Origin of the sequence: Streptomyces umbrinus (assembly GCF_030817415.1) — a bacterium.
GTDB classification, from domain to species: domain Bacteria; phylum Actinomycetota; class Actinomycetes; order Streptomycetales; family Streptomycetaceae; genus Streptomyces; species Streptomyces umbrinus_A.
Map to the genome: position 1 here is coordinate 8,460,393 of NZ_JAUSZI010000002.1, position 14,665 is coordinate 8,475,057.

The following is a 14,665-nucleotide window of genomic DNA, read 5'->3' on the forward strand; positions in this document are numbered from 1 at the left end:
TTCGCGTACCGGTGTGCCCGGCTACCTCGTCCCGGTCGGGTTCGGCAGGTCCTTCTCCAGCGGGACCGCCTTGCCGTCCGTGTCGACGACTTTCCGCTCCGCGAGCGACTGCTTGAGCTCGACCTTCTCGTGGAAGACCTTGGCGATCAGGATGCAGACCTTGTCCGTCTTCAGCGTCTCGGTCACCCTGACCGTCACCTTGCCGCCGGACTCCTGCGCCGAGGCCTTGTAGTCACTGCACACTCCGCCCGTGAAGCGCACGGTCAGTTCCTTGCCGTCCGCGCTGTAGCCCTCGACCCGGACATCCCGGGTCTCGGTCTTCGGCGCCTCCGTCGTCCCGCCGCCCGGCTCGCTGGTCCGCGGGCTCGGAGCCACCGTCGGGTCGTCGCTCGGGGTGCCGCTCGGAGGCTGCGCAGAGGTCAGATAGCGCGGGTCGACGGCGGGATGCGTGACCGTGAAGCCGGCGCCCGCCCCCGAGGGCCGTACCTCGAAGAGCCAGGACGGCACCAGTGCCTGCCGACCGTCCACGAAGTGCGTGGCCAGACCGAACACGGCGTCCTCGACGACGACCGTCTCGGGCTTCGGCGCCACGGTCGACGCTTCGCAGGGTTTCTCGTCCTTGTCCTTCAGCGGTACGGGACTCGCGCACCCGCCGATCCCCACGCGGTCGCCGCCCCTCCCGGAACCGTTCAGCAGGGCGAGCGTCTTCTCGGCACTGATGACGGGGTACGTGTCGCTCTTCACCGGGGTCTTCAACTGGCCGCTGCCGCCGACCACTTGGCCGTCCGGGCCGATCTGGAGGCCGGTCGACCAGCCGTACGTCGGCAGCCCGCCCACCTTCGGATCCGCGTTCACCACGCGTACGGCGTCCATGAGCTGGCTCGCGTCGAGCTTCGCGTCGTCCTGGCCGACCGCCTTGAGAACGGGGGCGGCGGCCTTCTTCGCGGCGCCCACGCCCACCGGGTCGGTCTCGGCACCCTTGGCGTCGGTCTCGGTGCCCTTGGTGGTCCCGCTCGCGCAGACCGTGGTGCTCTTGCAGTTGTCGGTGCCGGGCACGAAGCGGTTGAACGTCCAGGTGCCGGGTGCTTTCTTGTTCACCCGCAGGCCCGGCCCGGAACCGTCCTTCGTGGCGCCGACCAGCCAGGCGTCGCCCTCCGCCTTCGGAGTGCCCTCCACGCCCAGGGCCTTGGCCAGCTTCGCCACCTCGGCCGCGGTGACCTCGCCCTTCGCACGGTGGACCGCCGCGGAGGAGGGGCCGTCGGGGAGTTCGCCCTCGGCACGGTAGGTCGCACCGTTCGGGTCGGGCTCGCCGGGCGCGATGCCGTTCGTACCGTCCGTGCCCTTCGCGCCGCCCTCGGTGTAGCCGTCCAGGGCCAGCGGTGGCGGTGTGCCGTCGTCGCCCGGAGTACCGGAGCTGTCCTTGCTTCCGCCGCCGCCGGACGCGGTCGTGGCGAAGTACGCCCCGCCGCCCCCGGCGAGCAGCACCGCGGCCGCGACCGAGGCGACGACCACCGGCGAATGCCGCCTGCGTGGCTTGTCCTCGTCGGCGGCCTCGGCCGCGTCGTTGTCGGGTCGCTCGCTGTCCACCGCATCGCTCCTTCTGCCGCACCGCTGTCCCACGAGACCCGCCCCTGACCGGGTCAGGACACAGCAGGGTCGTATCCTGCCTCCCCTTTACGGGGGACAGCGATGGGACGCGACGGGGGAGCGCACGGTTCCCTAATTGGCGCCGCTCACCTTTTTGAGCGCGCGGCGCCATACTGCTTCTTGGCGGCGGGCAGTGCCCTACGCCTTCAGGGGCGGCCGGTTCCCCACGCCTTTCAGGGGCGAGGGGTGCCCTACGTCCTTTAGGGGCGCGGGGAACTGCGCGACCAGCCACAGCGGGCCCGCAGCTTCAATCCGGCCCTCCCCGCGGAGCGACTAGTCGCCGTAGTCCGACATCGCATCCAGCATCCGGGCGGAAGCCGACGGCACCGTCACGCCATGGATGAGTGACGGCGACACCGGAAGCGCCGCGATCCTGGCGGGAGCCGACCAGTGCGGGACCATGCGGGCACAGTCACCCCGCAGCTCGGCCAGACCGCCGTCGAGATCGAGCGGAGCATCGCCATGGATCTTGAGGTTCGTCATAGCGGAACCGTATGCACCGCATGCCCTACGAAAAAAGCCCTACTATTGGGTAGTTTTGCCTGCTTCGAAGCCGCGGCGCGGACCCGATAGCGTTAGATGTCAATCTCCCTCCTCGCAGGAGCGTGTCCTAGCCGTGCGTATCGCAGTCTCGGGCTCCATCGCCACAGACCACCTCATGACCTTTCCCGGCCGCTTCGCCGACCAGCTGGTCGCGGATCAGCTGCACACGGTCTCCCTCTCCTTCCTGGTCGACAATCTCGACGTACGCCGGGGCGGCGTGGGTGCGAACATCGCCTTCGGCATGGGCCAGCTCGGCACCTCGCCGATCCTGGTCGGGGCGGCGGGCTCCGACTTCGACGAGTACCGCGCCTGGCTGGACCGGCACGGCGTCGACACCGCGTCCGTACGGATCTCCGAGGTGCTGCACACCGCGCGCTTCGTCTGCACCACGGACGCCGACCACAACCAGATCGGCTCCTTCTACACCGGCGCCATGAGCGAGGCCCGCCTCATCGAGCTCAAGGCGGTCGCCGACCGCGTGGGCGGACTCGACCTGGTCCTGATCGGCGCGGACGACCCCGAGGGCATGCTCCGGCACACCGAGGAGTGCCGGACCCGCTCGATCCCCTTCGCCGCCGACTTCTCCCAGCAGATCGCGCGGATGAACGGCGACGAGATCCGGCTGCTGCTCGACGGTGCGACGTACCTCTTCTCGAACGAGTACGAGAAGGGGCTCATCGAGTCCAAGACCGGCTGGAGCGACGCCGAGATCCTCTCCAGGGTCGGCCACCGGGTGACGACCCTCGGGGCGCGCGGCGTGCGGATCGAGAGCGTCGGTGGCGACCCGGTCGAGGTCGGTGTCCCGGAGGAGACGGCGAAGGTCGACCCGACGGGGGTCGGCGACGCCTTCCGTGCGGGCTTCCTGTCGGGGCTGGCCTGGGGGGTCTCGCACGAGCGGGCCGCGCAGGTCGGGTGCATGCTCGCGACGCTCGTCATCGAGACCAAGGGCACGCAGGAGTACCAGTTGCGGCGGTCGCACTTCCTGGACCGGTTCACGAAGGCGTACGGGCATGACGCGGCGGCGGAGGTCCAAGGGCACCTGGCTTAGTGCCGGTGCCCTTTGGGTGGGGCGCGGCTGTTCGTTTGTGTCTGCGGGTGCGTGGGGGCTGGTCGCGCAGTTCCCCGCGCCCCTGAAGACACCGGTGCGCGGGAGCCGCAATGGATACGACCCCGCGCACCTGAGACGACTACGGCGCCTTGCGGCGGACCACGTATGCCGTTCCGCCCTCTGTCGGTTCCTCTCCTACGTACTCCTGGTTTCGCATCTCGCACCAGGCCGGGATGTCGAGACGGGCGGCCTCGTCGTCGGAGAGGACGCGGACCGTGCCGCCGATGGGGACGCCGGTGATCACCTTGGCGAGTTCGATCACCGGGATCGGGCAGCGCTTGCCGAGGGTGTCCACGACGAGGGAGCCGTCCTGGACGGTCACCGCGGGGGCGCTCGTCGGGGCGCCCAGTTTCTCGCGGACCGCCGCGACCGTGCCGGGCAGGACGTCCAGGAAGCGGTCCACGTCCTGTGCCGGGGTGCCGAGGGTGAGGGACACCCGGACGTTGCCCTCGCTCAGTACGCCCATGGCCTTCAGGACATGGCTCGGCGTCAGCGTGCTGCTCGTACAGGACGATCCGGACGAGACCGAGAAACCCTCGCGGTCCAGCTCGTGCAGCAGTGTCTCTCCGTCGACATAGAGACAGGAGAAGGTGAGGAGGTGGGGGAGCCGGCGCACCGGGTCGCCCACCACCTCCACGTCCGGGACCAGCTCCGGCACCCGCGCGCGGATCCGGTCCGTCAGCTCCCGCAGCCGGGCCGACTCGGCGGCCGCCTCCGCGCGTACGGCCCGCAGTGAGGCCGCCGCGGCGACGATCCCGGGGATGTTCTCGAAGCCGGGAGCGCGCCCCGACTCCCGTTCGTCGGCCGGGCCTTGAGGGGCGTACCGCACCCCCTTGCGCACGACGAGCAGCCCGACCCCGGCGGGGCCGCCCCACTTGTGGGCGCTGCCCGTCAGCAGTGACCAGCCGCCCTCGACCCGCCCCCAGGCCAGCGACTGCGCCGCGTCCACCAGAAGGGGTACGCCCGCCGCGCGGCACGCGTCGGCGACGGCGACCACCGGCTGCTCCGTACCCACCTCGTGGTTGGCGGACTGGAGGCAGGCGAGCGCGGTGTCGGGGCGCAGGGCCTCGGTGTACGTGTCGGGGGAGACCGCACCCGTGCGCAGAACGGGCACTTCGGACACCGTGCCGCCCTGGGTCCGGTGCATCTCGGCCGAATGGAGAACCGAAGAATGTTCGACCGCGGACACGATCAGGTGGCGTCCTACGCGGTGGCGTCCCGCGAGCGTGCCGGCGATTCCGGTGTGGACCGCCCGTGTGCCTGAGGTGGTGAACACCAGCTCGTCCGGGCGGCAGCCGATCGCCTCGGCGGCGGCCTCGCGGGCGGCGTCCAGGAGGAGCCGGGCGCGCCTGCCCTCGCGGTAGAGGCGGGCCGGGTCGGCCCAGCCCTCGTCCAGGGAGGCCTGCAGGGCCTGGCGGGCCACGGGGTGGAGGGGGGCGGAGGATGCGGCGTCGAAGTAGGACACGACCTCACGCTATGCGGTGTGGTGGGGGACGGGTGCGTTGGGCTTGATCGTCGGGTGCGGGTGGGGTGGGGGCTGGTCGCGCAGTTCCCCGCGCCCCTAAAGGCAAAAGCCTGGGGCGCAGCCCCGCTTTCAGGGGCGCGGGGAACTGCGCGAGCAACCACATACGGCCCGCACCCGCCGACAAACCGGACCCCCCGAGCTCACAGCCGCCCCGCGACGGGCCGTCACATACGGCCCGGAGCCCCGCATTCCACCCCTTCGGGGTGAGCCGCGGCGCGTTGGGGACCCTCCCCGCGCGACCCCAAAAAGCGTCCAGTAGGGTTTGGTCCGCATAAACATCCAAACCCCTGCCCGACGCAGGGCGGCGACCGACCAGCGAGAAGGCCGCAGCCAACAGCGCGGGCGAGACTCTCGGGAAGGCGCTACGTGAGTCCCTACGGCTCCGACCTCCCCCACGCCCCAGGGGGCGCGGGCGGTACCCCCATGCCGCGGCGCCCGATGCGGCGGAAGCTGCTGCAGGCACTGACTGCGGGCCTGGTCCTGGCGACCGCCACCGGTTGCACATACAAGGACTTTCCCCGTCTTGGTATGCCCACCCCGACCACGGAAGAGGCTCCGCGGATCCTCTCCCTGTGGCAGGGCTCGTGGGCTGCAGCGCTCGTCACGGGCGTGCTGGTCTGGGGCCTGATCCTGTGGAGTGCGTTCTTCCACCGGCGCAGCCGCACCAAGGTCGAAGTTCCTCCGCAGACCCGGTACAACATGCCCATCGAGGCGCTGTACACGGTGGTCCCGCTCATCATCGTCTCGGTGCTCTTCTACTTCACGGCCCGCGACGAGACGAAGCTCCTCAGCCTCGACAAGAAGCCCGACGTGACGGTCAACGTCGTCGGCTTCCAGTGGAGCTGGGGCTTCAACTACATCGAGAACGTCGACGGCTCGACCGGTGACGCGGCGACCGACAAGAACCTCGATGCGATTCCGAACAGGTTCAAGGAGCAGTTCCCGGCGAACGCCGGCGGCGTCTACGACGTCGGCACGCCTGCCACGAAGAACCCGCAGAACGGCAACCCCGGTCCGACCCTCTGGCTCCCCAAGGGCAAGACGGTCCGCTTCATCCTCACTTCGCGTGACGTCATCCACTCCTTCTGGGTGGTGCCGTTCCTCATGAAGCAGGACGTCATCCCGGGCCACACCAACTCCTTCCAGGTGACTCCCAACAAGGAGGGCACCTTCATGGGCAAGTGCGCCGAGCTCTGCGGTGTCGACCACTCCCGGATGCTGTTCAACGTGAAGGTCGTCTCTCCCGAGCGCTACGAGGCCCACCTCAAGGAGCTCGCCGAGAAGGGTCAGACCGGTTACGTCCCGGCCGGTATCGAGCAGACGGACCACGAGAAGAACCGGGAGACGAACAACCTGTGAGCATCCTCAATGAACCTCAGGGTGCCGCCGCGGCCGAAGACTCGTACGAGAACGAGCTACCGGTACGGCGCAAGCAGCCCGGCAACGTTGTGATCAAGTGGCTCACCACCACTGACCACAAGACGATCGGTACGTTGTACCTGGTCACCTCGTTCGCGTTCTTCTGCATCGGCGGCGTGATGGCGCTGTTCATGCGCGCCGAACTGGCCCGTCCCGGCACGCAGATCATGTCGAACGAGCAGTTCAACCAGGCGTTCACGATGCACGGCACGATCATGCTGCTGATGTTCGCGACGCCGCTGTTCGCCGGTTTCACCAACTGGATCATGCCGCTGCAGATCGGCGCGCCCGACGTGGCGTTCCCCCGTCTGAACATGTTCGCCTACTGGCTGTACCTGTTCGGCTCGCTGATCGCGGTCGGCGGGTTCCTCACCCCGCAGGGGGCGGCCGACTTCGGCTGGTTCGCCTACAGCCCGCTCTCCGACGCGGTCCGCTCGCCGGGCATCGGCGCCGACATGTGGATCATGGGTCTGGCGTTCTCCGGCTTCGGCACCATCCTGGGCGCGGTCAACTTCATCACCACCATCATCTGCATGCGCGCGCCGGGCATGACCATGTTCCGCATGCCGATCTTCGTGTGGAACGTGCTGCTCACCGCGGTCCTCGTGCTGCTCGCCTTCCCCGTCCTGGCCGCCGCGCTGTTCGCGCTGGAGGCGGATCGGAAATTCGGCGCACACATCTTCGATGCCGCCAACGGCGGTGCCCTGTTGTGGCAGCACCTGTTCTGGTTCTTCGGGCATCCAGAGGTGTACATCATCGCGCTGCCGTTCTTCGGCATCATCAGTGAGGTCATCCCGGTCTTCTCCCGCAAGCCGATGTTCGGCTACATGGGATTGATCGGCGCGACCATCGCCATCGCCGGCCTGTCGGTGACGGTGTGGGCCCACCACATGTACGTCACCGGCGGTGTGCTGCTGCCGTTCTTCTCCTTCATGACGTTCCTCATCGCCGTGCCAACGGGTGTGAAGTTCTTCAACTGGATCGGCACGATGTGGAAGGGATCGTTGTCCTTCGAGACCCCGATGCTGTGGGCGACGGGCTTCCTGATCACGTTCACCTTCGGTGGTCTGACCGGTGTCATCCTGGCCTCGCCGCCGATGGACTTCCACGTCTCCGACAGCTACTTCGTGGTGGCGCACTTCCACTACGTGGTGTTCGGCACGGTCGTGTTCGCGATGTTCTCCGGCTTCCACTTCTGGTGGCCGAAGTTCACCGGCAAGATGCTCGACGAACGCCTCGGCAAGATCACCTTCTGGACGCTGTTCATCGGCTTCCACGGCACCTTCCTCGTCCAGCACTGGCTGGGTGCCGAGGGCATGCCCCGTCGTTACGCGGACTATCTCGCGGCCGACGGCTTCACCGCCCTGAACACGATCTCGACGATCAGCTCGTTCGTGCTCGGTCTGTCGATCCTGCCGTTCTTCTACAACGTGTGGAAGACCGCCAAGTACGGCAAGAAGGTCGAGGTCGACGACCCGTGGGGTTACGGCCGTTCGCTGGAGTGGGCCACGTCCTGCCCGCCGCCGCGGCACAACTTCCTCACGCTGCCGCGGATCCGTTCCGAATCCCCCGCCTTCGACCTGCACCACCCGGAGATCGCCGCTCTCGACCAGCTCGAGAACGCCGGTCACGGTGAGAAGGCCCTCGCTGGTGGCAAGGAGGCCGGCAAGTGAAGGTCCAAGGCAAGATGTTCATCTGGCTGGCCGTCTTCGTGCTGGCCATGGCCATCGTCTACGGCGTGTGGTCCAAGGAGCCCGCCGGCACCACGGCGCTCTTCCTGGGCTTCGGCCTGTGCATCATGATCGGCTACTACCTGGCCTTCACGGCCCGGCGTGTCGACGTGGGCGCCCAGGACAACAAGGAGGCCGACGTCGCCGACGACGCCGGTGAGGTCGGTTTCTTCAGCCCGCACAGCTGGCAGCCGCTCTCCCTCGGTATCGGTGGCGCGCTCGCCTTCATGGGCGTGATCTTCGGCTGGTGGCTGCTCTACTTCTCGGCCCCGATCATCATGATCGGCCTGTGGGGCTGGGTCTTCGAGTACTACCGCGGAGAAAGCCAGAACCAGTAACACGCGCAGAGCACAGGAAGCCCGGACACTCCGTCAGGAGGTCCGGGCTTCCCTCGTTTGCCACACCGCTCATCCCTCGCACGGCCCACTCGACGCGCCGGGTCCGGCCCCGCTTCCTAGCGTGAGGTCATGAGCCACACACCGCGATACCGCACAGCCGTCAGCACGGCACTCATAGTCGCCCTCGGCGCCGGGGTCACGGCCTGCGGCTCCGACGGCCACCCGCTCTCGGCCAAGCCGTACGACGCCGCAGAGGACATCTCCTTCAACATCCCCGTGGACGACGGCAAGAAGGCCGACCCGGACAAGCCCCTGGAGATCACCGCGGAGGACTCCGACGGCCGCATCACCGACGTGACCGCCACGGACGCCACAGGACGGTATGTGGCGGGCGAACTCTCAGCCGACGGGAGCCGCTGGCACAGCACCTCCCCGCTGGCCGCCGGCGTCCACTACAGGCTCCGCGTGAGCACCGAGGACGAGGACGGCGCTCCCGGCCGCAAGGTTGTCGACTTCGACACCGGAACGCCCACCACGAAGAAGCGGCTGGACGTGAAGTTCGGGCCCGACAAGGGCACGTACGGCGTCGGCCAGCCCGTCACCGCCGAGCTCAGCCTCCCGGTCAAGGACAAGGCCGCCCGCGCCGTCGTGGAGCGCTCACTGAAGGTCGACTCCCGGCCCGCCGTGGACGGCGCCTGGCACTGGGTGGACGACAGGAAACTGCACTACCGCCCCAAGGAGTACTGGCCCACCCAGGCCACCATCAGCGCCCACAGCAACCTGTCCGGGATCAAGGTCGCCGAGCGCCTCTGGGGCGGCAGGGCCAAGCCCCTGACCCTGACCACGGGCGACCGCGTGGAGGCCGTCACGGACGCCTCGGCGCACTCCATGACGGTCTACAGGAACGGCGAGGCGATCAAGTCGATCCCCGTCACCACCGGCAAACCGGGCTATGACACCCGCAACGGCGTCAAGGTCGTACTGGGCAAGGAAGGTACCGTTCGCATGACCAGCGCCAGCATCGGTTCCTCCGACTTCTACGACCTGATCGTCCACAACTCGGTCAGGCTCACCAACAGCGGCGAGTACGTTCACGCCGCCCCCTGGTCCACGGGTTCCCAGGGCTACGCCAACGTCAGCCACGGCTGCACCGGCATGAGTACCGCCAACGCCCAGTGGTTCTACGAGAACATCCGCGCCGGCGACATCGTCCAGGTCGTCAACTCGTCCGGCGACATGATGGCCCCGTTCGGCAACGGCTTCGGCGACTGGAACCTCACCTGGAAGAAATGGCGCACGGGCAGCGCCCTGGTGGCCGACACCCCGGAGGGCCCCGGCCCGGGAGCCCGCCTGAGGCTACGCCCGGAGTCCGTGTGAGCTATTTCGACTGGCTGAGGGGCCACGGGCCCCGAAGGGGCGCGGGGAACTGCGCGACCAGCCACACACGGCCCGCAGTCGCGAGATCACACCAATTCCGCGGCGACTAGGCGCTCAGGGCCCGCTTACTGCGAAGCAACCCCGCCAGGGCAGAGGCAAACTCCACCGGCTCCACCGGCAAGGTCACCGCGGCGTCGGCCCGGCTCCACGTGGCCAGCCACGCATCCTGAGGCCGCCCGATCAGCAACAACACCGGCGGACAGTTGAAGATCTCGTCCTTGATCTGCCGGCAGATCCCCATCCCGCCCGCGGGAACGGCCTCGCCGTCGAGCACGCAGACATCGATGCCACCGCGGTCCAGCTCCTTGATGACGGCGGCGGGCGTCGCGCACTCGATGAACTCGACCTGAGGCACGTCCGTGGCCGGCCTCCGGCCGGTGGCGAGCCGCACCTGCTCACGGGTGTTGGAGTCGTCGCTGTAGACCAGCACCGTTGCGGTCGGCTGCATTCTTCCTCCGGGACGTCAGCGTCGTAGAGACAGATACGGACAGGGTCCGATGCGCGGATGCTACCCCCTTGAACACATGGTCAACAGCGGTTCGGACAGGGCTTCGATGGGCCATATGGGCTGGACACGACCCACAGACACTCCGAACGGCACCCCCGGGAGTGAGGGCGAGATAAGCGACCGACATAATGTCGGTCGTGGCGACAGCAACGACAGTAGAAACCGGGCACGCGCACCCGTCGGTCAATCGGCCGAACCTCACCAGCGTCGGAACCATCATCTGGCTGAGTTCCGAGCTGATGTTCTTCGCGGCCCTCTTCGCGATGTACTTCACCCTGCGATCGGTGACCGGGCCGACTCACTGGAAGGAGATGGCGGAACATCTCAACTTCCCGTTCTCGGCCACGAACACCACGATCCTGGTGCTCTCCTCCCTCACCTGCCAGCTCGGCGTGTTCGCCGCTGAGCGCGGGGACGTGAAGAAGCTCCGGATGTGGTTCATCGTCACCTTCATCATGGGTGCGATCTTCATCGGCGGTCAGGTCCTCGAGTACACCGAACTGGTCAAGGAAGCGGGCCTCTCGCTCTCCTCCGACCCGTACGGCTCGGTGTTCTACCTGACCACCGGCTTCCACGGCCTGCACGTGACGGGTGGTCTCATCGCCTTCCTGCTTGTCCTCGGGCGCACCTACGCCGCCCGCAGGTTCACGCACGAGCAGGCGACCGCCGCCATCGTCGTGTCCTACTACTGGCACTTCGTCGATGTCGTCTGGATCGGCCTCTTCGCCACGATCTACATGATCAAGTAGCCGGGCCCGTTCCCGAGCACATTCCAGAAGCATCGACGCAGAAGATCCTGACACCGGGGTAATCCGTGAAAAAGCTCTCCGCACGACGACGCCATCCGCTGGCGGCGCTCGTCGTCCTACTCCTCGCGCTGGCATGCACCGGGGGGCTGTATACCGCGTTCGCGCCCGCGGACGAGGCGCAGGCCGGTACAACCGCCCAGTCCCTAGCAATCGACGAGGGCAAGAAGCTCTACGCCGTCGGCTGCGCCAGCTGCCACGGCACCGGCGGTCAGGGCACCACTGACGGTCCGAGTCTCGTCGGTGTGGGCGCCGCGGCCGTCGACTTCCAGGTCGGCACCGGCCGCATGCCGGCCCAGCAGCCCGGCGCGCAGGTACCGAAGAAGAAGGTCATCTACTCGCAGGCCGAGATCGACCAGCTCGCGGCGTTCGTCGCCTCGCTGGGTGCCGGTCCGACGGTGCCCACCGAGGCGCAGTACAACCCCGAGGGCGCGGACATCGCCAAGGGCGGTGAGCTCTTCCGTACCAACTGCGCCCAGTGCCACAACTTCACCGGCAAGGGCGGCGCGCTGACGAACGGCAAGTACGCCCCGACGCTGGAGGATGTCGACCCGAAGCACATCTACGAGGCCATGCAGACAGGCCCGCAGAACATGCCGTCCTTCCCCGACACCACGCTGACGGAGAAGAACAAGCAGGACATCATCGCGTACCTCGACGCGGTCAACAGCAACGACTCGGAGAGCCCCGGTGGTCTGGAGCTGGGCGGCCTCGGGCCGGTCAGTGAAGGCCTCTTCGGCTGGATCTTCGGTCTCGGCGGTCTGATCGCCGTCGCCGTGTGGGTCGCCGCCCGGACCGCAAAGGCCAAGAAGTCATGAGTAGCCAAGAGACCCCAGAAGAGAACCTGCCCGCCGAGCGGGCCGACGACGAGCACGCGCACGGCGCCGTGAGTGTCGCGGACGAGAAACACCCGTTCGCGGACCCCGGTCTGCCGCCGCACGAGCACCGGATCCAGGACATCGACGAGCGGGCCGCCAAGCGCTCCGAGCGCACGGTCGCCTTCCTGTTCACGCTGTCGATGCTGGCCACGGTCGGCTTCATCGCGTCGTTCGTGACGATTCCCGCCGACAAGATCGTCTACATCTTCCCGCTCGGTCACATCAGCGGACTGAACTTCGCCCTGGGCATGACGCTCGGTCTGGCGCTGTTCTGCATCGGCGCGGGCGCGGTCCACTGGGCCCGCACCCTGATGTCCGACGAGGAGATGACCGACGAGCGCCACGCCATCGCGGCGGAGCCCGAGGTCAAGGCCAAGGTGCTGGCCGACTTCAAGCAGGGCGCCAAGGAGTCCGCGCTCGGCCGCCGCAAGCTGATCCGCAACACGATGTTCGGCGCGCTGACGCTGTTCCCGCTGTCCGGCATCGTCCTGCTGCGCGACCTCGGTCCGCTGCCGGAGGACAAGCTGCGGCACACCTTGTGGCGCAAGGGACTGCAGCTCGTCAACATGAACACGAACGAGCCGCTGCGTCCCTCCGACGTCGCCGTGGGCTCGCTCACCTTCGCCAAGCCCGAGGGCCTGGAGGAGCACGACCACGACTTCCAGACCGAGATCGCCAAGGCGGCCCTGATGATCGTCCGGCTGCAGCCGGACGACATCAAGGACAAGCGTGAGCTCGAGTGGTCCCACGAGGGCATCGTGGCGTACTCGAAGATCTGCACCCATGTCGGTTGCCCGATCTCCCTGTACGAGCAGCAGACCCACCACGTCCTCTGCCCGTGCCACCAGTCCACCTTCGACCTCGCCGACGGTGCCCGAGTTATCTTCGGCCCGGCCGGTCACGCCCTGCCGCAGCTGCAGATCGGTGTGAACGACGAGGGGTACCTCGAGGCGCTCGGCGACTTCGACGAGCCCGTCGGTCCTGCATTCTGGGAGCGCGGATGAGCACTACGACCACTTCCGACTCGCGCTCGCGCGAGAAGGCGCCGGCCGGCGAGAAGATCGCCGACTGGGCCGACGGCCGGCTGGGGATCTACTCCCTGGCCAAGGCCAACATGCGCAAGATCTTCCCGGACCACTGGTCCTTCATGCTGGGCGAGATCTGCCTCTACAGCTTCATCATCATCATCCTCACGGGTGTGTATCTGACGCTGTTCTTCCACCCCTCGATGAACGAGATCGAGTACCACGGAAGCTACGTTCCGCTGCAGGGGCAGCTGATGTCGGAGGCCTTCGCCTCCACGCTGGACATCAGCTTCGACGTCCGCGGCGGTCTGCTCATCCGGCAGATCCACCACTGGGCGGCCATCGTCTTCCTGGCCGGCATGTTCGTGCACATGATGCGCGTGTTCTTCACCGGCGCGTTCCGCAAGCCGCGTGAGATCAACTGGATGTTCGGCTTCCTGCTGTTCGTCCTCGGCATGTTCACCGGGTTCACCGGCTACTCGCTCCCGGACGACCTGCTCTCCGGCACCGGCGTCCGCTTCACCCAGGGCGCGATCCTCGCCACGCCGATCGTCGGAACGTACATCTCGATGTTCCTGTTCGGCGGGGAGTTCCCGGGCGGCGACTTCGTCTCGCGGTTCTACTCGATCCACATCCTGCTGCTGCCCGGCATCATGCTGGGGCTCGTGGTCGGCCACCTGATCCTGGTCTTCTACCACAAGCACACGCAGTTCGCGGGTCCCGGAAAGACCAACAAGAACGTCGTCGGCATGCCGCTGCTGCCGGTCTACATGGCCAAGGCCGGGGGCTTCTTCTTCCTGGTCTTCGGTTTCATCGCGATGCTGTCCGCGGTCGCGTCCATCAACCCGATCTGGGTGCTGGGACCGTACCGGCCCGACCAGGTGTCCACGGGCGCCCAGCCGGACTGGTACATGGGCTTCGCCGAGGGTCTGATCCGCGCGATGCCAGGCTGGGAGATCAACCTCTGGGGTCACACGCTCGTCCTGGGTGTGTTCATCCCACTGGTGCTCTTCGGTCTCTTCCTCGGCATCCTGGCGCTCTACCCGTTCATCGAGTCCTGGATCACCGGGGACAAGAGCGAGCACCACATCCTGGACCGGCCGCGCAACGCGCCGACCCGTACGGCCTTCGGTGTCGCCTGGGTGACCGCGTACATGATCATGCTGATCGGCGGTGGCAACGACATCGTCGCGACCCACTTCCATCTGTCGATCAACTCGGTCACCTGGTTCGTCCGGGTCGGGTTCTTCGTCGGACCGGTCGTCGCGTTCGTCGTCACCAAGCGGATCTGTCTCGGCCTCCAGCGCCGCGACAAGGACAAGGTGCTGCACGGCCGCGAGTCGGGCATCATCAAGCGCCTGCCGCACGGTGAGTTCATCGAGGTCCACGAGCCCCTCAGCCAGGAGGCTCTGCACACCCTCACGGCGCACGAGCAGTACGAGCCGGCCGCGATCGGCCCGGCGGTCGACGAGAACGGTGTCGAGCGCAAGGTGAAGGGCCCGCAGAAGCTGCGCGCCAAGCTCAGCAACGCGTACTTCGGCGAGGACAACCAGATCCCGAAGCCCACCGCCGAGGAGTACAAGGAGATCACGAGCGGCCACGGCCACCACTGATCTTCGACCTGTTCGCCACGGCAGGAGCCCCGTCCATTGCCCGGACGGGGCTCTTTGCCGTCCCCGGGGCTGGATAGGGTGGACCTGT

The 14,665-nt window shown here is 67.6% G+C and carries 13 protein-coding genes; 9 read left to right on the forward strand and 4 right to left on the reverse strand.

Features of this window, described 5'->3' with window-relative positions; translation table 11 throughout:
• Positions 1 to 21: 21 nt before the first annotated feature.
• Positions 22 to 1,587 carry a hypothetical protein gene (locus QF035_RS37350; RefSeq protein ID WP_307525325.1) on the reverse strand — a complete coding sequence of 522 codons (1,566 nt, stop codon included), beginning with the start codon at positions 1,585 to 1,587 and terminating at the stop codon, positions 22 to 24.
• Positions 1,588 to 1,920: 333 nt separating this feature from the next.
• The gene (locus tag QF035_RS37355; RefSeq protein WP_307525327.1) at positions 1,921 to 2,130 is read right to left on the reverse strand and encodes a hypothetical protein; all 210 of its coding nucleotides are present in this window, start codon (positions 2,128 to 2,130) and stop codon (positions 1,921 to 1,923) included.
• Between the two features lie 133 nt (positions 2,131 to 2,263).
• Between QF035_RS37355 and QF035_RS37360 the strand changes: the two genes are divergently transcribed.
• Positions 2,264 to 3,238 carry a carbohydrate kinase family protein gene (locus QF035_RS37360; protein WP_307525329.1) on the forward strand — a complete coding sequence of 325 codons (975 nt, stop codon included), beginning with the start codon at positions 2,264 to 2,266 and terminating at the stop codon, positions 3,236 to 3,238.
• A 139-nt stretch (positions 3,239 to 3,377) separates the two neighbouring features.
• On the opposite strand, the gene QF035_RS37365 is transcribed toward QF035_RS37360, so the two are convergent.
• Positions 3,378 to 4,763, reverse strand: coding sequence for a cysteine desulfurase/sulfurtransferase TusA family protein (locus QF035_RS37365; RefSeq protein ID WP_307525331.1), 1,386 nt, complete (start codon positions 4,761 to 4,763; stop codon positions 3,378 to 3,380).
• Positions 4,764 to 5,189: 426 nt separating this feature from the next.
• On the opposite strand from QF035_RS37365, the gene ctaC reads away from it, so the two are divergent.
• From ctaC to QF035_RS37385, 4 genes are all read left to right on the forward strand, one after another.
• Positions 5,190 to 6,182, forward strand: coding sequence for an aa3-type cytochrome oxidase subunit II (gene ctaC, locus QF035_RS37370; RefSeq protein ID WP_373466795.1), 993 nt, complete (start codon positions 5,190 to 5,192; stop codon positions 6,180 to 6,182).
• The gene (ctaD, locus tag QF035_RS37375; protein WP_307525335.1) at positions 6,179 to 7,915 is read left to right on the forward strand and encodes an aa3-type cytochrome oxidase subunit I; all 1,737 of its coding nucleotides are present in this window, start codon (positions 6,179 to 6,181) and stop codon (positions 7,913 to 7,915) included. The genes ctaC and ctaD overlap by 4 nt, the downstream gene beginning before the upstream one ends.
• Positions 7,912 to 8,310, forward strand: coding sequence for a cytochrome c oxidase subunit 4 (locus QF035_RS37380; RefSeq protein ID WP_307525337.1), 399 nt, complete (start codon positions 7,912 to 7,914; stop codon positions 8,308 to 8,310). The genes ctaD and QF035_RS37380 overlap by 4 nt, the downstream gene beginning before the upstream one ends.
• Before the next feature lie 129 nt (positions 8,311 to 8,439).
• Entirely contained in the window at positions 8,440 to 9,687 is a 1,248-nt protein-coding gene (locus tag QF035_RS37385; protein ID WP_307525339.1) for a L,D-transpeptidase, read from the forward strand.
• A gap of 106 nt (positions 9,688 to 9,793) precedes the next feature.
• On the opposite strand, the gene QF035_RS37390 is transcribed toward QF035_RS37385, so the two are convergent.
• The gene (locus QF035_RS37390; RefSeq protein WP_055615512.1) at positions 9,794 to 10,195 is read right to left on the reverse strand and encodes a hypothetical protein; all 402 of its coding nucleotides are present in this window, start codon (positions 10,193 to 10,195) and stop codon (positions 9,794 to 9,796) included.
• Positions 10,196 to 10,383: 188 nt separating this feature from the next.
• On the opposite strand from QF035_RS37390, the gene ctaE reads away from it, so the two are divergent.
• The 4 genes from ctaE (at position 10,384) to qcrB (ending at position 14,577) form a co-directional block, all read left to right on the forward strand.
• Positions 10,384 to 11,004 (forward strand): aa3-type cytochrome oxidase subunit III, encoded by a 621-nt coding sequence (gene ctaE, locus QF035_RS37395; protein ID WP_307525341.1) that lies wholly within the window; start codon positions 10,384 to 10,386, stop codon positions 11,002 to 11,004.
• 65 nt (positions 11,005 to 11,069) lie between these two features.
• On the forward strand, positions 11,070 to 11,879 hold the full coding sequence (qcrC, locus tag QF035_RS37400) for a cytochrome bc1 complex diheme cytochrome c subunit (RefSeq protein WP_307525342.1): 810 nt from the start codon (positions 11,070 to 11,072) through the stop codon (positions 11,877 to 11,879).
• Positions 11,876 to 12,943, forward strand: a complete 1,068-nt coding sequence (qcrA, locus tag QF035_RS37405; RefSeq protein WP_307525344.1) for a cytochrome bc1 complex Rieske iron-sulfur subunit — start codon at positions 11,876 to 11,878, stop codon at positions 12,941 to 12,943. The genes qcrC and qcrA overlap by 4 nt, the downstream gene beginning before the upstream one ends.
• Positions 12,940 to 14,577 (forward strand): cytochrome bc1 complex cytochrome b subunit, encoded by a 1,638-nt coding sequence (qcrB, locus tag QF035_RS37410; RefSeq protein WP_307525346.1) that lies wholly within the window; start codon positions 12,940 to 12,942, stop codon positions 14,575 to 14,577. Before qcrA ends, qcrB begins: the two co-directional genes overlap by 4 nt.
• Positions 14,578 to 14,665: the final 88 nt, after the last annotated feature.